The following is a 21,877-nucleotide window of genomic DNA, read 5'->3' on the forward strand; positions in this document are numbered from 1 at the left end:
TTGCTTGCAGCTTGCAGCTTGCAGCTTGCAGCTTGCAGCTTGCGACTTGCGACTTGCAGCCGCTTTTCCCCGCCATTGAACCGGAGAACCCCCCATGCTCAAACGCCCCCTGGCGCTCGCCGCTGGCCTTGTGCTGTCCTGCTGTGCCGTTGTCGTGCAGGCCGCTGAAACCTTGCGGGTCAGCGCCATCCCAGATGAAGCACCCACCGAACTGCAGCGCAAGTTCAAGCCGTTGGGCGAGTACCTGGCCAAGCAGTTGGGCATGGAAGTGAAGTTCGTGCCGGTGGCCGATTACCCGGCTGTGGTCGAGTCGCTGGCTTCCGACCGCCTCGACCTGGCCTGGCTGGGTGGGTTCACCTTCGTCCAGGTTCACCTGAAGGACCCGACCGTCACGCCGTTGGTGCAGCGTGAGCAGGATGCGCAGTTCACCTCCAAGTTCATCACCGCCGACCCCAACGTGAAAAGCCTGGCCGACCTGAAGGGCAAGTCGTTTGCCTTCGGCTCCATCTCGTCCACGTCGGGGAGCCTGATGCCGCGCTATTTCATGCTCAAGCAAGACAACATCAAGCCTGAGGACTACTTCAGCCGTGTGGCCTATTCCGGTGCCCATGACGCCACCGTGGCGTGGGTGCAGGCGGGCAAGGTCGACGCAGGTGTGCTCAATGCCAGCGTCTGGCAGAAGCTGGTGGACGCCGGCAAGGTCGATACCAGCAAGGTGAAGGTGTTCGCCACCACACCGACCTATTTCGACTACAACTGGACCGTGCGCGGCAACATGGACCCGGCGCTGAAAGAGAAGATCAAACAGGCCTTCCTCGCCCTCGACCCGGCCAACCCGGCGGACAAGGCGATTCTCGACCTGCAGGCCGCCAGCCGCTTCATCGAGACCAAGGCCGAGAACTATGTGGGCACCGAGCAAGCGGCGCGTGAGGCCGGCCTGCTCAAGTGACAGCCTCGAACGCGGCCATCCAGCTGCATGGCGCCGGCCTGCGCCACGGTCAGGTGCGCGCTCTCGATGCCGTCAGCCTGCAGATCGACCAGGGCGAGCGCGTGGCCATCATCGGGCCTTCGGGCGCGGGCAAGTCCAGCTTGCTGCACCTGATGGCCACGGCCGTGCGGCCTGGCAGCGGGCGCCTGGAACTGCTCGGCGAGCAGCCCTGGGCGTTGTCGGTGCGGGCGCGTCAACGCTTACGTGCGCGGGTCGGCCTGGTACACCAGGCGCCACCCTTGCCGCCGCGCCAACGGGTGGTCACGGCAGTGCTGGCAGGGCGCCTGGGGCAGTGGGGGCTGCTGCGCGGCTTGTTCAACCTGCTGTACCCCAGCGATGTCGCAGGCGCTCGGCAGGTTCTGGCTGAACTGGGCCTGGCCGACAAGCTGTTCGTGCAATGCGGGCAACTGTCCGGCGGGCAGTTGCAACGGGTCGGCATCGCGCGCGCGTTGTATCAACGGCCGCAGGTACTGCTCACCGACGAACCCGTGTCGGCCATGGACCCGGTGCTGGCCGACCACAGCCTGGCTTTGCTCAACCGCCATGCCCAGCGCCATGGCGTTACCCTGGTGGCCAGCCTGCATGCGGTGGAGCTGGCGCTGGCGCATTTCCCTCGGGTGGTCGGTATTCGCGAGGGGCAGGTGGCGTTCGACTGCCCGGCCACTGCGGTCACCAGGCAGATGCTGGATGCGTTGTACGCCAACGAACACCTGGCTTCGCCGCCAACCCCTGGGGCACCCCTGACCGTGCAGATTCCGCGATGCTGACTGCCAGCACCCGCGACCCGGCCTTATTGCCGCGGTTGCTGCTGGCCGTGCTGGCTGTGGCAGTCTTGTGGCCGGGTATCCAGTTGAGCGAGCTGAACCCCGGTGTACTGCTGCAGGCAGAGAACCGGCAGCAGATCGCCCAGTTCACCCGCGCGTTCTGGCCACCGGCCCACGATGCCGATTTCCTTGCGTTGCTGTACGACGCCACGTTGCAGACCCTGGCCGTGGCGACTGCCGGCATGGCGCTGGCATTGCTGCTGGCAATCCCGGCTGGCTTGCTGGCCAGCCGGGCGTTGTCGTTGCGCGCTGCATCCAGGGGCGGACGGGCCGGGTTAGGGTCACGGGTGGTACGCCTGCCTGTGCGCGGGGTGCTGATTTTCCTGCGCAGCGTGCCCGAGATAGTCTGGGCGTTGCTGTTCGTGCGTGCGGTAGGGTTGGGGCCGACGGCAGGGGTACTGGCCATTGCCATTACCTACAGCGGCATGCTCGGCAAGGTCTATGCCGAGATTTTCGAATCGGTCGACCAGCGCCCGGCACATGCCTTGTTGCAGGCGGGCAGCGGGCGCTTGGCGGCGTTCCTCTACGGCATCCTGCCCAATGCCGCCGCCGAGGTGGTGTCGTACACCGTGTACCGCTGGGAATGCGCGGTACGGGCTTCGGTGGTGATGGGCTTTGTTGGCGCCGGGGGGCTGGGGCAGCAGATCGATCTGTCGATGCGCATGTTTGCGGGTGCCGAGGTTGCCAGCATGCTGCTGACCTTCCTGTTGCTGGTGATCCTGGCCGACCTGCTCAGCCGCTTGCTGCGTTGGAGGTTGGCATGAACCGGGTGATCAACCTGCTCCTGCTGGGGGCCATCGTGGCGGCGGTAGCGGCCTCGTTTGCCTACCTGCAGCTGGACTTGCAAGCACTGGTCGGCAATGGCGGCCTGGGGCAGATGGGCGAGTACGCCGGGCGCTTCCTGCACCCTGACTGGTCTGCCGGGCACCTGAAGGCGGTATGGCACGGGGCGCTGGAGACCCTGGCCATGTCCGGGCTGGGCACCCTGTTGGCGATGATATTGGGGCTGCTGCTGGCGCTGCCGGCGGCGGGCCGCTTCGGTTGGCCGTTGCAGGGCGCTGCGCGGTTGCTGCTCAATGCCCTGCGCGCCATTCCGGAGCTAGTGTGGGCGGCGCTCACCGTGCTGGCCGCCGGGCTTGGGCCCAATGCCGGCACCCTGGCCCTGGCGCTGCACACTGCCGGGGTACTGGGGCGGTTGTTCGCCGAGGCGCTGGAGAACGCGCCGCCAGAGCCTGCGGCGGCGATCCGTTTGCAGGGGGGTAGCCAGGTGGCGGCCTTCTGCTTTGGCACCTTGCCCAATGTGTGGCCGCAGTTGCTGGCGTATAGCTTGTACCGCTGGGAGAACAACATTCGCATGGCCAGCGTGCTGGGGTTTGTCGGGGCGGGGGGGCTGGGGCAGATGCTGTACACCACCTTGAGCCTGTTCCAGGAAGCCCAGGCCAGCACGGTGATCCTTGGCATGCTGGTGCTGGTGTTGCTGGTGGACATGCTCAGTGATGTGTTGCGCCAGCGTTATGTGCGGGCCTGACCGATAGCCAGGGCCGCAAGGCAGCCCGAAAATCCATCAGGCTCCCACCACCTCGCCACACTGCGCCTCGCGCTGCATCGATTCCAGGTTGCGCTCGATCGTCTCGCAAATGGTGTCCATCTGGATCTGGTGCTCACTGAACCTGAACGGGCTCTGCAAGTCGGTACCGATCCGCTCGATGGCCAGCAACATGAACCCCACCACCGTCGACGCCAGCGGTGTGAACCAGCCCAGCGACTCCACCAGCCCCACCGGCACGATCAGGCAGAACAAGGTGATGAACAGGCGCGGAAAATACACGTAAGGGTACGGCAGCGGCGTATTGGCAATCCGCTCCATGCCGCCCTGGGCATTGGACAGGTCCACCAAGGTTGCCTCCAGCCGCGCCAGGCGAATGCTGTCCAGCCGCCCGGCCTGGTATTCCCGGGCCAGCAGGGCCGCCGAGCCGCTGAGGATGTCGTTGGCGAAGTTGTTCGAGCGGTTGCGCCGTTCGAACTCCGCCGGCGGGATAAAAGCCATCAGTTCCTCCGGGCAGGGTTCACCTTTGAGGTGTGCCGCCAGGCAGTTCACATAGGCGACATGCCGGCGCAGCAGGGTGGCCTTGACCGGGTTCAGGCCGTCGTCCGTGTCATCGATCAGGGTCAGCGTCTGCCGGGCAAAACTGCGCGAGCTGTTCACCAGCGCGCCCCATAACGTGCGTGCTTCCCACCAGCGGTTGTAGGCACTGCTGTTGCGAAAGCTCACCAGCACCACCAGCGCAGAACCCAACAGGGTCAATGGGATCAGCGGCAAGGTGAACTTGCTGTTGAAGAACAGCATGAAGTCGATGGTGACCAGCACATCCCAGATCAGCAGCCAGAACAGCGACCAGCCGATGTAGCCGATGGTCTTCACCACCAGGCGGTACTTGCGGGCGATGACGTCTTTCACGCGGGGCTACCTCGGAACGCGGGGGATGCAGGATGGGACGTCGAGGGGCGCCGAAGGTTCGCCATCCTTGAGCGGGTGTATCCATAAGGATACGATTGGGTGGCCACTTGATGATGCCGAATGGTGTGAAGCCCAGCTGTGGATATAGCAGCAGGCCGGCGGTGTCGTGATTGAAGCATGGCACTCGGGCCTCCCGAGCGCAGGCTCAAATCCCGCGCAGGCCCTGTAGTAGCGGGTTTACCCGCGAAGAGGCCATCAGCCTCACATCATAGGCCGCTTTCCACCCAGCACCGCGCCCCGATTCACGGCTTGGCGGCCACCGCCACGTAGCCTTTGACCGCAGCCGGCGCCCTCGGCTTGGCCTTGCGTGCCAGCAGGTACTGATAGCGCCGCCACTCCTTGTCGATCTCGTTGAACGACATGAACACGCTGATGCGTTCCTTGCCGATCAGGTCGGGGCGCCTGCCAGCGTCGATCTCGCTGGTCGGGATGATGGCCACGTTGATGCCTACGACCTTGCCATCGTCTGCAAACACCGGCCCACCCGACATGCCTTTGGTGATCGGGCCATCGTGTACCGAGTAGAAGACACTGCCAGGCGTACCTTCCAGCCGAACCAGCGACGGCAGGGCATGGCCCTTGCCTTGCATCGGCATCATCAAGCTGTTGTAGCCGACCGCCGTCACGGCCTCGCCCGGCACGTACTGGCGCCAGGCCGGTACCGTCGCAGCCTTGTGCTTGAAGAACACCACATCACCGAGGCCTTCGTGAACCACGTTGGGCAGGAAGGGGGTGTGTTTGGCGGTTACTGCGTAATCCTCATTCCACTGGATGGCGCTGGCCATCAGCAGCATTGGCAGCGGAGCACCGGAGGTGACCACGAATGCCTGGCTGTAGACGGGATCGGAAACGTACGACGTTGGCACTCCATTGCACCCACCCAGCAGCATCATTGCTGCCACACAGGGCGCTATAGCTTTCATGGTTCACACAGGATTGAGGGGAAGGGTGCGCAACTATGGCTAAGTGCCATTATTCGGACAATCCTTTCGTGATATATCCGACGAATGACAGCTTAAGTGCTAATCAGAAGGGTAGCCAATAGAATCGGGGTATCGGGGTGAAGCCCGGCGCCGTGGCGGTGGCGTCAAGACGAGGGGTAGTTTTGCGAGGCGAAAAAAAACCGACCATACGGTCGGTTTTTTCCGGATTTTGGTGCCCCGAGGGAGACTCGAACTCCCACTCCTTTCGAAAACGGATTTTGAATCCGCCGCGTCTACCAATTCCGCCATCAGGGCGTGTGGCGCGCAGTATAGAGAGCTGCCGCTGGTCGGTCAATCGGCTTTCATGGTCAATTTTCACACATTGGGCTAAACTTCCCGGCCCTGCCGAACCGAACATCATCATGCGCGTCGCCGATTTTTCCTTCGAACTCCCCGATTCCCTGATCGCCCGCCACCCACTGGCCGAGCGCCATGGCAGCCGTCTGCTGGTCCTCGATGGGCCGAGCGGCGTGCTGGCACACCGGCAATTTCCCGATTTGCTCGAGTACCTGCGCCCCGGCGACCTGATGGTGTTCAATAACACCCGGGTCATCCCGGCCCGCTTGTTCGGCCAGAAAGCGTCTGGCGGCAAGCTGGAAGTGCTGGTCGAACGCGTGCTCGACAGCCACCGGGTGCTGGCTCACGTAAGGGCCAGCAAGGCGCCGAAAGAGGGCGCGGTCATCCTCATCGATGGCGGTGGCGAGGCCGAAATGGTCGCCCGCCACGACACACTGTTCGAGCTGCGCTTCACCGAAGAGGTGCTGCCACTGCTCGACCGCGTCGGCCACATGCCGTTGCCGCCCTATATCGACCGCCCCGACGAGGGCGCCGACCGTGAGCGCTACCAGACCGTCTACGCCGAGCGTGCCGGTGCAGTGGCCGCGCCCACCGCCGGCCTGCACTTCGATGAAGCGCTGCTGGAAAAAATTGCCGCCAAGGGCGTGGAGCGCGCCTTCGTCACCCTGCACGTGGGCGCCGGCACGTTCCAGCCGGTGCGTGTCGACAAGATCGAAGACCACCATATGCACAAAGAGTGGCTCGAAGTGAGCCAGGACGTGGTCGATGCCATCACGGCCTGTCGCGCTCGCGGTGGCCGGGTGATCGCCGTGGGCACCACCAGCGTGCGTTCGCTGGAAAGTGCCGCGCGCGACGGCGTGCTCAAGGCGTTCAGCGGCGACACCGATATTTTCATCTACCCGGGTCGGCCGTTCCATGTGGTCGACGCGCTGGTCACCAACTTCCACCTGCCGGAGTCCACGCTGCTGATGCTGGTCTCGGCCTTCGCCGGCTACCCCGAGACCATGGCCGCCTACGCCGCGGCGGTGGAGCAGGGGTACCGCTTCTTCAGTTACGGTGATGCCATGTTCATCACCCGCAATCCGGCGCCACGCGGCCCCGAGGATCAAGCATGAGTCGCACCTGTCGAATGTCCTTCGAACTGCTGGCCACCGACGGCAAGGCCCGTCGCGGTCGCATCACTTTCCCTCGTGGCACCGTGGAAACCCCGGCGTTCATGCCGGTGGGCACCTATGGCACGGTCAAGGGCATGCTGCCACGCGATATCGAGGCCATTGGCGCCGAGATGATCCTCGGCAATACCTTCCACCTGTGGCTGCGCCCCGGCACCGAGGTGATCAAGAAGCACAACGGCCTGCACGATTTCATGCAGTGGAAGGGCCCGATCCTCACCGACTCCGGTGGTTTCCAGGTGTTCAGCCTGGGCGCCATGCGCAAGATCAAGGAAGAGGGTGTGACCTTCGCCTCGCCGGTCGATGGCTCCAAGGTGTTCATGGGCCCGGAAGAGTCGATGCAGGTCCAGCGTGACCTGGGGTCGGACGTGGTGATGATCTTCGACGAGTGCACCCCGTACCCGGCCGAGCACGATGTCGCGCGCACCTCCATGGAGCTGTCGCTGCGCTGGGCCCAGCGCTCGAAGAACGCCCACGCCGACAACACCGCCGCGCTGTTCGGCATTGTTCAGGGTGGCATGTACCAGGACCTGCGCATGCGCTCGCTCGAAGGCCTGGAAAACATCGGCTTCGATGGCCTGGCCATTGGTGGCCTGTCGGTTGGCGAGCCCAAGCACGAAATGATCAAGGTGCTGGATTACCTGCCTGACCAGATGCCGGCTGACAAACCTCGTTACCTTATGGGGGTAGGCAAACCGGAAGATCTCGTTGAGGGTGTGCGCCGCGGCGTCGACATGTTCGACTGCGTGATGCCAACGCGCAACGCGCGCAACGGGCATCTGTTTGTCGATACAGGGGTGATCAAGATCCGCAATGCGTTCCATCGCCACGATGAATCGCCGCTGGATCCGACCTGTGACTGCTACACCTGCACCAACTTCTCGCGCGCCTATCTGCACCATTTGGACAAGTGCGGCGAAATGCTGAGCAGCATGCTGAATACCATCCACAACTTGCGCCATTACCAGCGCTTGATGGCCGGTTTACGCGAGGCCATTCATCAGGGTAAATTGGCCGCCTTTGTCGACGCCTTCTACGCCAAGCGCGGGCTTCCGGTTCCGCCCTTGGACTGACTGTCTGCATCCATTATTAGAAAATTACATTAGGAGTGCCCAATGAGCTTCTTGATCCCCGCCGCATACGCGGACGCTGCAGCACCTGCCGCCGGCCCAGCCGGTACCGGCTTCGAGTGGATTTTCCTGGTCGGTTTCCTGGTCATCTTCTACCTGATGATCTGGCGCCCACAGGCCAAGCGTGCCAAAGAGCAGAAGAACCTGCTGAGCAACTTGCAAAAAGGTGACGAAGTTGTCACCAACGGCGGTATCGCCGGCAAGATCGTCAAGGTTTCCGATGACTTCGTGGTACTGGAAGTGTCCGACACTGTCGAACTGAAGTTCCAGAAGGGCGCCATTGCTGCGACCCTGCCAAAAGGTACGCTCAAGGCTATCTGAGTTACCGGTTTTATTTTCCAGTCGGGGCGCGCAACGCGCCCCGCGTCTTGAACGGGCGGCGTGATGCTGAACAAATACCCTCTGTGGAAATATGCACTGATCGTGCTGGTACTGGTGGTCGGTTTCATTTATTCCGCACCCAACCTTTACCCGGACGACCCGGCGGTGCAGATCAGTGGTGCCAGCTCGGCGCTGCAGGTGAACCAGGCCGACCTCGACCGCGTCAGCAAGGCTTTGGTCGATGCCAAGATCGCAGTCAAGGGCGCCAGCCTGGGCGAGAAGGGCAGCGGGCTGATCCGCCTGACCAACCAGGAAGACCAGCTGCCGGCCAAGGATGTGGTGCGCAAGGCGCTGGGCGATGATTACGTCGTGGCCCTGAACCTGGCCCAGACGACTCCGCAATGGCTGCGCAACCTGGGTGCAAGCCCGATGAAGCTGGGCCTGGACCTGTCCGGTGGTGTGCACTTCCTGCTGGAAGTGGACATGGACAAGGCCATGAGCGCCCGCATGAAAGTCTACGAAGGCGAGGTCAAGACCTTGCTGCGTAAAGAGCGTGTGCGCTACCGCAGCCTGCCTCAGCAGGATGGTGGCATCATGCTGGGCTTTGCTGACGATGCAACCCGCGAACAGGCGCGTGCCCTGATCCGCAAGAATTTCAATGATTTCGACCTGACCACCACCGAGCGCAACGACCTTGCGGTGCTGCGCCTGGCGCTGACCCAGGCGAAGGTCGCCGAAATCCGCGAATACTCGATCAAGCAGAACCTCACCACCGTGCGCAACCGCGTCAACGAGCTGGGCGTGGCCGAGCCGCTGGTACAGCGTCAGGGCGCCAACCGCATCGTGGTCGAGTTGCCAGGTGTGCAGGACACTGCCGAAGCCAAACGTATCCTGGGTAAAACCGCCAACCTCGAGTTCCGTTTCGGTGCCGAACCGGGTGCGTCCAAGGCCACTACCGAGGTGTTCGAGTTTCGCGAAGGCGGCCGGTCCGCTGCGGTCGAGCGCGGGCTGATCATTACCGGTGACCAGGTTACCGACGCCCAGGCAAGCTTCGATGAACACGGCCGCCCACAGGTGAACATTCGCCTGGATGGCCACGGTGGCGAGCTGATGAGCCGCGCTACCCGCAGCAACGTTGGCCGCAGCATGGCGGTGATCTTCATCGAGCAGAAGCCGGTTACCCGCTACGTCAAGCAAACCGTCGACGGCGTCGAGAAAGACGTGGCCGTGCAAAGCTTCGTCGAAGAGAAGAAAATCATCAGCCTGGCCACCATCCAGTCGCCGCTGGGTAGCCAGTTCCGCATCACCGGCCTGAACGGCCAGGGCGAATCGTCCGAGCTGGCGCTGTTGCTGCGTGCCGGTGGTCTGGCTGCACCGATGTACTTCGCAGAAGAACGTACCATTGGCCCAAGCCTGGGTGCCGACAACATCACCAAAGGTATCGATGCATCGCTGTGGGGCATGCTGTTCGTTTCGCTGTTCATCATCGCCATCTACCGTGGTTTTGGCGTGATCGCCACCATCGCCCTGGCGGGCAACATGGTGCTGCTGCTGGCACTGATGTCGCTGCTGGGGGCCACCCTGACCCTGCCAGGCATTGCCGGTATCGTGTTGACCATGGGTATGGCGGTAGACGCCAACGTGCTGATCTTCTCGCGCATACGCGAAGAGCTGAAGGCCGGCATGTCGGTGCAGCGCGCCATCCACGAAGGTTTCAACCGCGCCTATACCGCGATCATCGACGCCAACCTGACCAGCCTGCTGGTCGGCGGCATCCTGTTCGCCATGGGTACCGGCCCGGTCAAGGGCTTTGCGGTCACCATGTCCCTCGGGATTTTCACCTCGATGTTCACCGCCGTCATGGTGACCCGCGCAATGGTCAACCTGACCTGTGGCGGGCGTGACATCAAGAAGCTGTGGGTTTGAGGGAGCTGCGATGAAAACCATCAACTTCATGGGCGTGCGCAATGTCGCGTTCGCCATTACCGTGCTCCTCACCGTGCTGGCGCTGTTCAGTTGGTGGCAGAAAGGCCTGAACTTCGGCCTGGACTTCACCGGTGGTACGCTGATCGAGCTGACCTACGAGCGCCCGGCAGACCTCAAGGCGGTACGCGCCGAGCTGGTCGACTCCGGTTTCCACGAGGCCGTGGTGCAAAGCTTTGGTGCTACCACCGACCTGTTGGTGCGTATGCCGGGTGACGACCCGCAACTGGGCAACAAGGTAGCTGCCGCACTGCAGAAGGCGGGCGGCGACAACCCGGCCACGCTCAAGCGAGTCGAGTTCGTTGGCCCTCAGGTGGGTGAAGAGCTGCGCGACCAGGGTGGCATGGGCATGCTGCTGGCGCTGGGCGGCATCCTCATCTACCTGGCCTTCCGCTTCCAGTGGAAGTTCGCGGTGGGGGCGATCATCTCGCTGATTCACGACGTGGTGGTCACACTGGGTATCCTGTCGTTCTTCCAGATCACCTTCGACCTGACGGTGTTGGCGGCAGTGCTGGCGATCATTGGCTACTCGCTGAACGACACCATCGTCGTGTTCGACCGGGTGCGGGAAAACTTCCGCGTCATGCGCAAGGCTTCGTTGATCGAGAACATCAACGTGTCCACCACCCAGACCTTGCTGCGTACCATCGCCACCTCGGTTTCGACCTTGCTGGCCATCGCGGCGCTGTTGTTCTTTGGCGGTGACAACCTGTTCGGCTTCTCGCTGGCCTTGTTCATCGGGGTGATGGCAGGTACCTACTCGTCGATCTACATCGCCAACGTGGTATTGATCTGGCTGAACCTGAACAGTGAAGACCTGATCCCGCCGACCAAGGCAGAAGGCGTGGACGATCGTCCGTAGCGGCTAGCCCAACACCGCCTGGCGGTGCAAAAGGCGCGAGTATTGAACTCGCGCCTTTTTTTTTGCTCCAAGGCTGGGATAAGCGCGGGTTGCGACCCGCTGGTACGATCAGGAGGTTGACGTGAATAAATCAATGCTGGTGGGTGCGGTACTGGGTGCTGTCGGTGTGACTGCCGGAGGTGCTGTCGCGACCTACAGCTTGGTCAACAAGGGGCCTGAATATGCCCAGGTCACCGACGTGCAGCCGATCAAGCAACAGGTGAAAACCCCGCGTGAAGTGTGCAAGGACGTTGCCGTAACGCGCCAGGCGCCGGTCAAGGACCAGCACCAGATCGCCGGTACCGTGGTAGGCGCCCTGGCGGGGGGCTTGCTCGGCAACCAGATCGGTGGCGGCACAGGCAAGAAGATCGCCACCGTTGCCGGTGCGGTCGGTGGTGGTTATGCCGGTAACAAGGTGCAGGAAGGCATGCAGCAGCGTGACACCTACACCACCACGCAAACCCGCTGCAATACGGTCAATGACATCAGTGAGAAGGTGGTGGGGTACAACGTGACCTATTCCATCGGTGACCAGGTCGGTAAGGTGAAAATGGACCGTGAGCCTGGGTCGACCATTCCGCTGGACAAGAATGGCAAGTTGGTCCTGAGCGAGGCCGGGCAGTAAGTTTGAATGCGGTCCGCTCTTTTTTGGGGGAGCGGCCTTGTGTCGCGAAAGGGGCGCGCAGCGGCCCCAGGGTCTATGACCCATCAGAGATCGTCGGGGCTGCCTTGCAGCCCTTTCGCGACACAAGGCCGCTCCCACAAAAAGCGGATTGTGGACGGCTTCGGCAGGCACAAAAAAGCACCCCGAGGGGTGCTTTTTGTTTGCCAGCAATCCGCGCTTAGCGCTTCAGGCTTTCTGGCAGGTGTGGCTGGATAGCGGTCAGCACGGCCTTGAAGCACTTGATGTTGCCCGCAACGATGTGGCCTTTGTCGAGGAAGTCGTGGCCACCGTTGAAGTCGCTAACCAAGCCACCGGCTTCCTGAATCAGCAGCACGCCGGCGGCCATGTCCCACTCGGACAGCCCCGATTCCCAGAAGGCGTCGAAGCGGCCGGCAGCAACGTAGGCCAGGTCTAGGCTGGCAGCGCCGGCGCGGCGGATGCCGGCAGTCTGGCCGGTCAAGGCGCGGAACATGCCCAGGTAGTTGTCGAGGTCGGCCATCTGGCTGTCGCGGAACGGGAAGCCGGTACCCAGCAGGGCGCCTTCCAGGCTGGTGCGCGAGCTGACACGCAGGCGGCGGCCATTGAGTTGGGCGCCACGGCCACGGCTGGCGGTGAATTCTTCCTGGCGAACCGGGTCGACGATCACGGCGTGCTCAAGGCGGCCACGGTATTTGCAGGCAATGCTGACAGCGAAGTGCGGGATGCCACGCAGGAAGTTGGTGGTGCCGTCCAGCGGGTCGATGATCCACAGGTAATCCTTGCCCTCTTCACCGGTGCCGGCGTGCAGGCCGGTTTCTTCACCCTGGATGGAGTGGTTCGGGTAGGCCTTGCGCAGGGCGTTGACGATGGTCTGCTCGGCGGCGCGATCGACTTCGGAAACGTAGTCCTTGGCCTCTTTCTCATCGACCTTGATGCTATCCAGGCGTTCGATGGAGCGGAAAATCAGTTCACTGGCGCTGCGAGCGGCGCGCAGGGCGATATTCAGCATAGGCTGCATGGGCGGGTCACCTGGAGATGTTAAAGAAGAAAGCCGATCATTCTAGCAGAAAACTGTGGCGGCAGAAGGGGCACATTTGCTTTCGTGGCGTTACGTCTGTCGGTTCTGTAAGATCCAAGCCCCTGATTCCTGCATCTGTGAGCACAACACCTTGCTGCAAAATATTCGTGTTGTTCTGGTCAATACCAGCCACCCCGGCAACATCGGCGGCGCTGCGCGTGCCATGAAAAACATGGGCTTGTCGCGCCTGGTGCTGGTGCAGCCGAAAGAGTTCCCCGCCGTGGATGCCAGTGCCCGCGCCTCTGGTGCCGACGACGTGCTGGGCAATGCCCAGGTGGTCGACAGCCTCGAACAGGCCCTGGTCGGCTGTAACCTGGTGATGGGCACCAGCGCCCGCGAGCGCAGCATTCCCTGGCCGTTGATCGGCCCGCGTGAATGTGGCGAAAAGGCGGTGGTGCATGCCAGCGGTGGCGAAGAAATCGCCCTGGTGTTCGGGCGCGAACACGCCGGCCTGACCAACGAAGAACTGCAGCGATGTCACTTCCACGTGCACATTCCCTCCAACCCCGACTTCAGCTCGCTGAACCTGGCTGCCGCCGTGCAAGTGCTCGCCTATGAGGTGCGCATGGCCTGGTTGGCCGCCGGTGTGGCACCGGCCCAGGTCGAGAAGGTGGATGCCAGCGAGCTGGCGACCATGGACGAAATGGAGCTGTTCTACGACCACCTGGAGAAAACCCTGGTGGGCATCGGCTTCCTCGACCCTGCAAAGCCCAAGCACCTGATGCCGCGCCTGCGCCGGCTGTACGGGCGGGTGGCGGTCGAGCGTTCGGAGATGAGCATTTTGCGCGGCATCCTCACCGAGACCCAGAAAGTGGTCCGGGGCGAGCCGCATAAACGGAAGGACTGAAAGATGTTTGAACGCCTGCGTGAAGATATTCAAAGCGTATTCCACCGTGACCCGGCTGCGCGCAATGCCTTCGAGGTGCTCACCTGCTACCCGGGCATGCATGCCATCTGGCTGCATCGCCTGGGTAATGCCTTGTGGCGGCGCGACTTCAAGTGGCTGGCGCGTCTGGTCTCGAACTTCGGCCGCTGGCTCACCGGTATCGAGATTCACCCGGGTGCCACCATCGGCCGGCGTTTCTTCATCGACCACGGCATGGGCATCGTCATCGGCGAAACCGCCGAAATCGGCGATGACGTCACCCTGTACCAGGGCGTTACGCTGGGCGGCACCAGCTGGAACAAGGGCAAGCGCCACCCCACCCTGGAAAACGGCGTGGTGGTAGGGGCGGGGGCCAAGGTGCTGGGCCCGTTCACCGTGGGTGCGGGGGCCAAGATCGGCTCCAATGCGGTGGTGACCAAGGCGGTCCCGGCCGGTGCCACGGCAGTGGGCATCCCCGGGCGCATCATCGTCAAGCGCGAAGACAGCGAAGTGGAGGCCAAGCGCAAGGCCATGGCCGAGAAGATCGGCTTCGACGCCTACGGTGTGAGTGGCGACATGCCTGACCCGGTGGCGCGCGCCATTGGCCAGATGCTCGACCACCTGCAGGCCGTCGACGAGCGGCTGGAGGGTATGTGCGGCGCGTTGACGAAAATGGGCAGTGACTACTGCGCCAAAGAGCTGCCGGCCCTGCCTGAAGATGACTTCACCGAAGCGGCCCAGGCCGTCAGGCGCGACACTCAGCCGCATTGATTGCGCCGCGGCGCACCGAGGTAGACATACGGGGCGTGTGCTCACGCCCCTCGTCTGCTACAATCGCGCCGCCTCCCAGATGCAAACCCGACTAAAGCAGTAGGTCTAATAGTTGACTTAAATGCTCGGGAATCGCATACTTGCACACATCCCGAAACTCCCGTGGTACCCAATAGCCATGCGACTGACTACCAAAGGCCGATACGCCGTGACTGCCATGCTCGACCTGGCGTTGCACGCGCAGCATGGGCCGGTGTCTTTGGCCGATATTTCCGAGCGCCAGGGCATTTCCCTCTCTTATCTGGAGCAGCTGTTCGCCAAGCTGCGCCGTAGCAGCCTGGTTTCCAGTGTGCGCGGCCCAGGTGGCGGCTATCAGCTGTCGCGCGGTATGGAAACCATCCAGGTGGCACAGGTCATCGACGCGGTCAACGAATCGGTCGATGCCACCCGTTGCCAGGGCCTCGGGGACTGCCATGCCGGTGATACCTGCCTGACCCACCACCTGTGGTGCGACCTCAGCCAGCAGATCCATGAATTCCTCAGCGGCATCAGCCTGGCCGACCTTGTCATGCGCCGTGAGGTGCAGGAAGTCGCCCAGCGCCAGGACTTGCGTCGTGTCGCAGGCCGAACCGCCCAGCTGGACAAGATTGAGACGTCTGCCGTCGATTGACCCTTAGCCACGACGAGCGACGCCACCGCCTGATAGGAGAGACAAATGAAGTTGCCGATCTACCTCGATTACTCCGCGACCACGCCGGTTGACCCACGCGTCGCCCAGAAAATGGCCGAATGCCTGCTGGTTGACGGGAACTTCGGTAACCCGGCTTCGCGCTCCCACGTGTTCGGCTGGAAGGCCGAAGAAGCGGTCGAGAACGGCCGTCGCCAGGTTGCCGAGCTGATCAACGCCGACCCGCGCGAGATCGTCTGGACCAGCGGTGCCACCGAGTCCGACAACCTCGCCCTCAAAGGCGTGGCGCACTTCTATCAGACCAAGGGCAAGCACATCATCACCTCCAAGATTGAGCACAAGGCGGTACTGGATACCGCTCGCCAGCTGGAGCGTGAAGGTTTCGAAGTCACCTACCTGGAGCCAGGCGAAGACGGTATCGTCACCCCGGCCATGGTCGAGGCCGTGCTGCGTGACGACACTATTCTGGTGTCGCTGATGCACGTGAACAACGAAGTCGGCTCGATCAACGACATCGCCGCCATCGGTGAGCTGACCCGTGCGCGTGGCGTGCTGTTCCATGTCGATGCCGCCCAGTCGGCCGGCAAGGTGGAAATCGACGTGCAGAAGCTGAAGGTCGACCTGATGTCGTTCTCGGCGCACAAAGCCTACGGCCCGAAAGGCATCGGCGCGCTGTACGTCAGCCGCAAGCCGCGTGTGCGTCTGGAAGCCATCATCCACGGTGGTGGTCATGAGCGCGGCATGCGTTCGGGCACCCTGCCGACCCACCAGATCGTCGGCATGGGCGAAGCATTCGCCATCGCCAAGCAGGAAATGGCCGCCGAAAACGTACGCATCAAGGCCCTGAGCGACCGCTTCTTCAAGCAGGTCTCCAGCCTTGAAGAGCTGTACGTCAACGGTAGCCAGACTGCCCGCGTACCGCACAACCTGAACCTGAGCTTCAACTACGTCGAAGGCGAATCGCTGCTGATGTCGCTGAAGGACATCGCCGTATCGTCCGGTTCGGCGTGCACCTCCGCATCGCTCGAGCCGTCGTACGTACTGCGCGCTCTGGGCCGCAACGACGAGCTGGCGCACAGCTCGATCCGCTTCTCCTTCGGCCGCTTCACCACCGAAGAAGAAGTCGACTACGCCGCGCAGAAAGTCTGCGAGGCCGTCAACAAACTGCGTGAACTGTCGCCGCTGTGGGATATGTACAAAGACGGCGTTGACATCTCCAAGATCGAGTGGGCCGCCCACTAAGCAGTCGCCGGCAAGAGCGGCTCCCTGATGAGGAAGGAATTGCACCATGGCATACAGTGAAAAGGTCATCGACCACTACGAAAACCCACGCAACGTCGGCAAGATGAATGCCGAAGACCCGGATGTCGGTACCGGCATGGTCGGCGCCCCTGCGTGTGGCGACGTGATGCGTCTGCAAATCAAGGTCAACGAACAGGGCGTGATCGAAGACGCCAAGTTCAAGACCTACGGTTGCGGCTCGGCCATCGCTTCCAGCTCCCTCGCTACCGAGTGGATGAAGGGCAAGACCCTGGACGAAGCCGAAACCATCAAGAACACCCAGCTGGCAGAAGAACTGGCGTTGCCGCCGGTCAAGATCCACTGCTCGGTACTCGCCGAAGATGCCATCAAGGCAGCTGTGCGCGATTACAAGCAGAAGAAAGGCTTGATCTAAGCCGCCTGTTGCGAGGTAAGGAGTCCTGATGGCTATCAGCATGACAGAAGCCGCCGCCAACCACATTCGCCGCTCCCTCGATGGGCGCGGCAAAGGTGAGGGCATTCGCCTGGGCGTGCGCACCACCGGTTGCTCGGGCCTGGCCTACGTGCTGGAGTTCGTTGACGAACTGGCCGACGAAGACCAGGTGTTCGAAAACCACGGCGTCAAGGTGATCATCGATCCCAAGAGCCTGGTGTACCTCGACGGTACCGAGCTGGACTTCGTCAAGGAAGGGTTGAACGAAGGCTTCAAGTTCAACAACCCCAACGTGCGCGGTGAGTGTGGCTGCGGCGAAAGCTTCAACGTTTGAGGCCGGCTGTGGGTACTCCTTGTCACTACGCATTGTTTGACCTCCAGCCAAGCTTCCGCCTGGATCTCGACAAGCTGGCCACTCGCTACCGCGAGCTGGCCCGCGAAGTCCATCCCGACCGTTTTGCCGACGCCTCCGAGCGGGAGCAGCGGGTCGCGCTGGAAAAGTCCGCAGCCCTCAACGACGCCTACCAGACGCTGCGCAGTGCGCCGCGTCGTGCCCGCTATCTGCTGGCCATCAGCGGTCACGAAGTGCCCCAGGAAGTCACGGTCCACGACCCGGACTTTCTGTTGCAGCAGATGCAGTGGCGCGAAGAGCTGGAAGAGCTGCAGGACGAAGCCGACCTGGACGGCGTAGCGGCATTCAAGAAGCGCTTGAAGGCCGCCCAGGACTCGCTGAACGAGGATTTCGCTGCCTGCTGGGATGTTCCCTCCGAGCGCGACAAGGCTGAGCGCCTGATGCGCCGCATGCAGTTCCTCGACAAGCTCGCCCAAGAAGTGCGCCAACTGGAAGAGCGCCTCGACGATTAACCCGGTGTCGCCCGTGATGGCACCTAAGGTACTCAGATAAGCATGGCCCTACTGCAGATTGCCGAACCCGGTCAAACCCCTCAACCGCACCAGCGTCGCCTGGCGGTCGGCATTGACCTGGGTACCACCAACTCCATGGTCGCCGCATTGCGCAGCGGCCGCAGCGAGCCCCTGCCCGATGTGCAGGGTAACGTCATTCTGCCGTCCGCGGTACGCTACCTCGACGGGCGTATCGAGGTGGGGCAGGCCGCGCGTGAGGCCGCTTCCAGCGACCCGCTGAACACCGTGCTGTCGGTCAAGCGCCTGATGGGGCGCGGCGTTGCCGACGTCAAGCAGTTGGGCGAGCAACTGCCTTACCGCTTTGTTGGCGGTGAGTCGCACATGCCGTTCATCGATACCGTGCAGGGCCCGAAAAGCCCGGTGGAAGTGTCCGCCGACATCCTCAAGGTGCTGCGTGAGCGGGCCGAAGCGACCCTGGGTGGCGAGCTGGTAGGCGCGGTGATCACCGTGCCAGCCTATTTCGACGACGCTCAGCGCCAGGCGACCAAAGACGCTGCACGCCTGGCAGGCCTGAACGTGCTGCGCCTGCTCAATGAGCCGACCGCCGCTGCCGTGGCCTACGGCCTGGACCAGAACGCCGAAGGCGTGGTGGCCATCTATGACCTGGGCGGCGGTACCTTTGACATTTCCATCCTGCGCCTGACTGCCGGTGTGTTCGAAGTGCTGGCCACCGGCGGCGATACCGCCCTTGGCGGCGACGATTTCGACCATGCCATCGCCGGCTGGATCATCGAGCAGGCCGGTCTTTCCTCCGACCTGGACCCGGCCACCCAGCGCGCACTGCTGCAGACTGCCTGCGCTGCCAAAGAGGCCCTGACTGACGCCGACGTGGTCACTGTCAGCCATGGTGCCTGGCAAGGTGAGCTGAGCCGTGTTGCCTTCGACGCCATGATCGAGCCGATGATCGCCCGCAGCCTCAAGGCTTGCCGCCGCGCGGTGCGCGACAGCGGCGTTGAAATGGACGAAGTCAGCGCCGTGGTCATGGTCGGTGGCTCCACCCGCGTGCCGCGTGTGCGCGATGCGGTGGGTGCGCTGTTTGGCCGTACGCCGCTGACCTCGATCGACCCGGACCAGGTGGTGGCCATCGGCGCCGCGATTCAGGCCGACACCCTGGCCGGCAACCGCCGCGAAGGTGGCGAACTGCTGCTGCTCGATGTCATTCCGCTGTCGCTTGGCCTCGAAACCATGGGCGGGCTGATGGAGAAGGTGATCCCGCGCAACACCACCATTCCGGTGGCGCGTGCCCAGGAGTTCACTACTTACAAAGACGGCCAGACGGCCATGATGATCCACGTGCTGCAAGGCGAGCGTGAGCTGATCAGCGACTGCCGCTCGCTGGCGCGTTTCGAGCTGCGTGGCATTCCGGCCATGGTCGCCGGCTCGGCAAAAATCCGCGTCACTTTCCAGGTGGATGCCGACGGCCTGCTCAGCGTTGCCGCGCGCGAGCTGGGTTCGGGCGTGGAAGCCAGCATCCAGGTCAAGCCGTCCTACGGCCTGACCGACGGCGAAATCGCCCGCATGCTCAAGGACTCGTTCGAACACGCCGGTTCCGACAAGCATGCCCGCCAGTTGCGCGAGCACCAAGTGGACGCCGAGCGCCTGCTCGAAGCGGTACAGGGCGCCCTGGACGCCGATGGCGAACGCTTGCTCAGCAGTGACGAGCGCGACGCCATCGAGTTCCAGATGCAAGAACTACGTGATTTGCTGGCGGGCACCGATGGCGCAGCCATCGAGCAACAGACCAAGCGTCTGTCGCAGGTGACCGACGCATTTGCCGCCCGTCGCCTTGATTCGACGGTCAAAGCCGCACTGGCCGGGCGCAACCTGAATGAGATCGAGGAGTAATCGATGCCGCTGGTAACCTTCCTGCCGCATGAGAAGTTCTGCCCTGAAGGCCTGACCGTGGATGTGCCAGCCGGGACCAACATCCTGGAGCTGGCCCACGACCATCACATCGAGATGGAAAGCGCCTGTGGCGGGGTAAAGGCTTGCACCACCTGCCACTGTATTGTTCGCAAAGGTTTCGATTCGCTCGAAGAAGCCGACGAGCTGGAAGAGGACATGCTGGACAAGGCCTGGGGCCTGGAGGCGCAGTCGCGCCTGGGTTGCCAGGTGGTGGTCGCCGACCAGGACCTGACCATCGAGATCCCCAAGTATTCGCTGAACCACGCTGCCGAAGCACCGCACTGAGGGCCTGTACATGAGTCTGAAATGGGTTGATGTACTTGAAATCGCCATCCAGCTTGCAGAAAGCAAGCCGGAAGTCGATCCTAAATATGTGAATTTCGTCGACCTGCACCGCTGGGTGCTGGCATTGCCAGAGTTCAGCGACGATCCGTCACGCGGCGGTGAGAAAGTGCTTGAGGCAATTCAGGCCGCCTGGATTGACGAAGCCGACTAAGCGTAGCGTGCAGGTTAGGCAATCCCCTCGAACCCGCGTATAATTCGCGGGTTTAATTTTTCGTAACACTCATATTCTGGAGTTTTCCATGGCTGTTCAACGTACTTTCTCGATCATCAAGCCTGACGCCGTTGCCAAAAACGTCATCGGCAAGATCACCACCCGTTTCGAAGAAGCCGGCCTGAAAATCGTTGCCTCGAAAATCAAGCAACTGTCCAAAGCCGAAGCCGAAGGCTTCTACGCTGAGCACAGCGAGCGCGGCTTCTTCGGTGACCTGGTTGCCTTCATGACTTCCGGTCCGGTTGTTGTTCAGGTCCTGGAAGGTGAAAACGCCATCGCCAAGAACCGTGAGCTGATGGGCGCTACCAACCCTAAAGAAGCTGCTCCTGGCACCATCCGCGCCGACTTCGCCGAGTCCATCGACGCCAACGCCGTTCACGGTTCGGACTCCGAAGCTGCTGCTGCTCGCGAAATCGCTTACTTCTTCGCTGCTACCGAGGTAACCACTCGCTAAGCGAAAGCTTACGGGTGAGGGTGAATCCATGACGACATCTACTGGCAAAATCAACCTGTTGGGCCTGACCCAGCCGGAAATGGAACAATTCTTCGACTCTATCGGGGAGAAGCGCTTCCGCGCCGGCCAGGTGATGAAATGGATTCACCATTTTGGCGTGTCCGATTTTGCGGCCATGACCAACGTTGGCAAGGCCTTGCGCGAGAAGCTCGAGGCCGTTGCCGAGATTCGCCCCCCGGAAGTGGTCAGTGAAGACATTTCCGCCGACGGCACCCGCAAGTGGGTGATCCGCGTTGCCTCCGGCAGCTGCGTCGAAACCGTCTACATTCCTACCGACGACCGCGGCACCCTGTGCGTATCGTCGCAAGCCGGCTGTGCCCTGGACTGCAGCTTCTGCTCCACCGGCAAGCAAGGCTTCAACAGCAACCTCACCGCCGCCGAAGTGATCGGCCAGGTGTGGCTTGCCAACAAATCCTTCGGGACCGTCCCTGCCAAAATCGACCGCGCCATTACCAACGTGGTGATGATGGGCATGGGCGAGCCTCTGCTGAACTTCGACAACGTCATCGCCGCCATGAAAATCATGATGGATGACCTGGGCTACGGCATTTCCAAGCGTCGCGTCACCTTGTCCACCTCGGGCGTGGTGCCAATGATCGACGAACTGGCCAAGCACATCGACGTGTCGCTGGCACTGTCGCTGCACGCCCCTAACGACGAGCTGCGCAACAAGCTGGTGCCGATCAACAAGAAGTACCCGCTGAAAATGCTGCTGGAATCGTGCATGGGCTACATGGCCACCCTGGGTGGCAAGCGCGTGCTGACCATCGAGTACACCCTGCTCAAGGACGTCAACGACCAGCCAGAGCATGCCGCGCAAATGATCGAGCTGCTGCGCGACGTGCCGTGCAAGATCAACCTGATCCCGTTCAACCCGTTCCCGCATTCGGGCTATGAGCGGCCTAGCAACAATGCCATTCGTCGTTTCCAGGACCTGCTGCACCACGGTGGTTTCAACGTGACCACCCGTACTACCCGTGGCGACGACATCGACGCTGCCTGCGGTCAGTTGGTGGGGCAGGTCAACGACCGCACGCGCCGCAGTGAGCGCTATATTGCTGTGCGCCAACTGTCTGCGGATGTCGAGCTGCAAGACAGCGCCGCCAGCCACTGACCGGGACCA

At 62.5% G+C, this 21,877-nt stretch carries 25 protein-coding genes, 1 tRNA gene and 1 pseudogene; 22 read left to right on the forward strand and 5 right to left on the reverse strand.

Annotated features, from left to right (window positions below; genetic code table 11):
• Positions 1–94: 94 nt before the first annotated feature.
• The 4 genes from G1E_RS23780 to phnE are packed head-to-tail and all read left to right on the forward strand — an operon-like array spanning position 95 to position 3,340.
• The gene (locus G1E_RS23780) at positions 95–949 is read left to right on the forward strand and encodes a putative selenate ABC transporter substrate-binding protein (protein WP_009682057.1); all 855 of its coding nucleotides are present in this window, start codon (positions 95–97) and stop codon (positions 947–949) included.
• Complete coding sequence (locus G1E_RS23785; RefSeq protein ID WP_009682056.1) at positions 946–1,755, forward strand: phosphonate ABC transporter ATP-binding protein; 810 nt, start codon at positions 946–948, stop codon at positions 1,753–1,755. Before G1E_RS23780 ends, G1E_RS23785 begins: the two co-directional genes overlap by 4 nt.
• A complete protein-coding gene (locus tag G1E_RS23790) occupies positions 1,749–2,576 on the forward strand; it encodes an ABC transporter permease (protein ID WP_009682055.1) in 828 nt (275 codons plus the stop codon). Before G1E_RS23785 ends, G1E_RS23790 begins: the two co-directional genes overlap by 7 nt.
• Positions 2,573–3,340 (forward strand): phosphonate ABC transporter, permease protein PhnE, encoded by a 768-nt coding sequence (gene phnE / locus G1E_RS23795; protein ID WP_009682054.1) that lies wholly within the window; start codon positions 2,573–2,575, stop codon positions 3,338–3,340. Before G1E_RS23790 ends, phnE begins: the two co-directional genes overlap by 4 nt.
• 36 nt (positions 3,341–3,376) lie before the next feature.
• Here phnE and G1E_RS23800 read toward each other — a convergent pair whose 3' ends face one another.
• The 4 genes and pseudogenes from G1E_RS23800 to G1E_RS23810 all read right to left on the reverse strand — a co-directional run bounded on the left by G1E_RS23800 (position 3,377) and on the right by G1E_RS23810 (position 5,568).
• Complete coding sequence (locus tag G1E_RS23800) at positions 3,377–4,270, reverse strand: bestrophin family protein (protein ID WP_047150158.1); 894 nt, start codon at positions 4,268–4,270, stop codon at positions 3,377–3,379.
• An 82-nt stretch (positions 4,271–4,352) separates the two neighbouring features.
• Positions 4,353–4,469: pseudogene (locus G1E_RS29860) on the reverse strand (GNAT family N-acetyltransferase); the annotation flags it as partial.
• A gap of 103 nt (positions 4,470–4,572) precedes the next feature.
• Positions 4,573–5,220: a trypsin-like peptidase domain-containing protein gene (locus tag G1E_RS23805; protein ID WP_033690164.1), complete on the reverse strand. Its 648-nt coding sequence runs from the start codon at positions 5,218–5,220 to the stop codon at positions 4,573–4,575.
• A gap of 263 nt (positions 5,221–5,483) precedes the next feature.
• Positions 5,484–5,568, reverse strand: a tRNA-Leu gene (locus tag G1E_RS23810).
• Positions 5,569–5,675: 107 nt separating this feature from the next.
• Between G1E_RS23810 and queA the strand changes: the two genes are divergently transcribed.
• The 6 genes from queA to G1E_RS23840 all read left to right on the forward strand — a co-directional run bounded on the left by queA (position 5,676) and on the right by G1E_RS23840 (position 11,742).
• Positions 5,676–6,725, forward strand: a complete 1,050-nt coding sequence (queA, locus tag G1E_RS23815; RefSeq protein ID WP_009682050.1) for a tRNA preQ1(34) S-adenosylmethionine ribosyltransferase-isomerase QueA — start codon at positions 5,676–5,678, stop codon at positions 6,723–6,725.
• 14 nt (positions 6,726–6,739) lie between these two features.
• Complete coding sequence (gene tgt, locus G1E_RS23820) at positions 6,740–7,855, forward strand: tRNA guanosine(34) transglycosylase Tgt (protein ID WP_009682049.1); 1,116 nt, start codon at positions 6,740–6,742, stop codon at positions 7,853–7,855.
• Between the two features lie 42 nt (positions 7,856–7,897).
• Entirely contained in the window at positions 7,898–8,233 is a 336-nt protein-coding gene (yajC, locus tag G1E_RS23825) for a preprotein translocase subunit YajC (protein ID WP_008092587.1), read from the forward strand.
• Between the two features lie 63 nt (positions 8,234–8,296).
• On the forward strand, positions 8,297–10,159 hold the full coding sequence (gene secD, locus G1E_RS23830; RefSeq protein ID WP_047150159.1) for a protein translocase subunit SecD: 1,863 nt from the start codon (positions 8,297–8,299) through the stop codon (positions 10,157–10,159).
• A 10-nt stretch (positions 10,160–10,169) separates the two neighbouring features.
• Complete coding sequence (secF, locus tag G1E_RS23835) at positions 10,170–11,078, forward strand: protein translocase subunit SecF (RefSeq protein WP_009682047.1); 909 nt, start codon at positions 10,170–10,172, stop codon at positions 11,076–11,078.
• A 121-nt stretch (positions 11,079–11,199) separates the two neighbouring features.
• Positions 11,200–11,742, forward strand: coding sequence for a glycine zipper 2TM domain-containing protein (locus G1E_RS23840; protein ID WP_033690163.1), 543 nt, complete (start codon positions 11,200–11,202; stop codon positions 11,740–11,742).
• 217 nt (positions 11,743–11,959) lie between these two features.
• Here the strand turns inward: G1E_RS23840 and suhB are convergent, their stop codons facing one another.
• Positions 11,960–12,778 (reverse strand): inositol-phosphate phosphatase, encoded by an 819-nt coding sequence (suhB, locus tag G1E_RS23845; RefSeq protein ID WP_009682045.1) that lies wholly within the window; start codon positions 12,776–12,778, stop codon positions 11,960–11,962.
• A gap of 151 nt (positions 12,779–12,929) precedes the next feature.
• Here suhB and trmJ point away from each other — a divergent pair, with 151 nt between their 5' ends.
• The 12 genes from trmJ (at position 12,930) to rlmN (ending at position 21,868) form a co-directional block, all read left to right on the forward strand.
• Positions 12,930–13,685 carry a tRNA (cytosine(32)/uridine(32)-2'-O)-methyltransferase TrmJ gene (trmJ, locus tag G1E_RS23850; protein WP_009682044.1) on the forward strand — a complete coding sequence of 252 codons (756 nt, stop codon included), beginning with the start codon at positions 12,930–12,932 and terminating at the stop codon, positions 13,683–13,685.
• A 3-nt stretch (positions 13,686–13,688) separates the two neighbouring features.
• Positions 13,689–14,474, forward strand: coding sequence for a serine O-acetyltransferase (cysE, locus tag G1E_RS23855; RefSeq protein ID WP_009682043.1), 786 nt, complete (start codon positions 13,689–13,691; stop codon positions 14,472–14,474).
• Positions 14,475–14,652: 178 nt separating this feature from the next.
• The gene (gene iscR / locus G1E_RS23860; protein WP_008092572.1) at positions 14,653–15,144 is read left to right on the forward strand and encodes a Fe-S cluster assembly transcriptional regulator IscR; all 492 of its coding nucleotides are present in this window, start codon (positions 14,653–14,655) and stop codon (positions 15,142–15,144) included.
• A 45-nt stretch (positions 15,145–15,189) separates the two neighbouring features.
• Positions 15,190–16,404: an IscS subfamily cysteine desulfurase gene (locus G1E_RS23865; RefSeq protein WP_009682042.1), complete on the forward strand. Its 1,215-nt coding sequence runs from the start codon at positions 15,190–15,192 to the stop codon at positions 16,402–16,404.
• A 46-nt stretch (positions 16,405–16,450) separates the two neighbouring features.
• Positions 16,451–16,837 (forward strand): Fe-S cluster assembly scaffold IscU, encoded by a 387-nt coding sequence (gene iscU / locus G1E_RS23870; RefSeq protein WP_003248539.1) that lies wholly within the window; start codon positions 16,451–16,453, stop codon positions 16,835–16,837.
• A 28-nt stretch (positions 16,838–16,865) separates the two neighbouring features.
• The gene (gene iscA, locus G1E_RS23875) at positions 16,866–17,189 is read left to right on the forward strand and encodes an iron-sulfur cluster assembly protein IscA (protein ID WP_003248536.1); all 324 of its coding nucleotides are present in this window, start codon (positions 16,866–16,868) and stop codon (positions 17,187–17,189) included.
• A gap of 8 nt (positions 17,190–17,197) precedes the next feature.
• Positions 17,198–17,719 carry a co-chaperone HscB gene (gene hscB, locus G1E_RS23880; RefSeq protein ID WP_009682041.1) on the forward strand — a complete coding sequence of 174 codons (522 nt, stop codon included), beginning with the start codon at positions 17,198–17,200 and terminating at the stop codon, positions 17,717–17,719.
• A gap of 42 nt (positions 17,720–17,761) precedes the next feature.
• Entirely contained in the window at positions 17,762–19,624 is a 1,863-nt protein-coding gene (gene hscA, locus G1E_RS23885) for a Fe-S protein assembly chaperone HscA (protein WP_009682040.1), read from the forward strand.
• A gap of 3 nt (positions 19,625–19,627) precedes the next feature.
• Positions 19,628–19,969, forward strand: a complete 342-nt coding sequence (gene fdx, locus G1E_RS23890) for an ISC system 2Fe-2S type ferredoxin (protein WP_023533300.1) — start codon at positions 19,628–19,630, stop codon at positions 19,967–19,969.
• Between the two features lie 10 nt (positions 19,970–19,979).
• Positions 19,980–20,180, forward strand: a complete 201-nt coding sequence (gene iscX / locus G1E_RS23895; RefSeq protein WP_009682037.1) for a Fe-S cluster assembly protein IscX — start codon at positions 19,980–19,982, stop codon at positions 20,178–20,180.
• Positions 20,181–20,268: 88 nt separating this feature from the next.
• Complete coding sequence (ndk, locus tag G1E_RS23900) at positions 20,269–20,694, forward strand: nucleoside-diphosphate kinase (RefSeq protein WP_009682036.1); 426 nt, start codon at positions 20,269–20,271, stop codon at positions 20,692–20,694.
• Between the two features lie 28 nt (positions 20,695–20,722).
• On the forward strand, positions 20,723–21,868 hold the full coding sequence (rlmN, locus tag G1E_RS23905) for a 23S rRNA (adenine(2503)-C(2))-methyltransferase RlmN (protein WP_009682035.1): 1,146 nt from the start codon (positions 20,723–20,725) through the stop codon (positions 21,866–21,868).
• Positions 21,869–21,877 lie beyond the last annotated feature (9 nt).

This window comes from Pseudomonas sp. TJI-51 (assembly GCF_000190455.2).
In the GTDB taxonomy this organism is placed as follows: Bacteria; Pseudomonadota; Gammaproteobacteria; order Pseudomonadales; family Pseudomonadaceae; genus Aquipseudomonas; species Aquipseudomonas juntendi.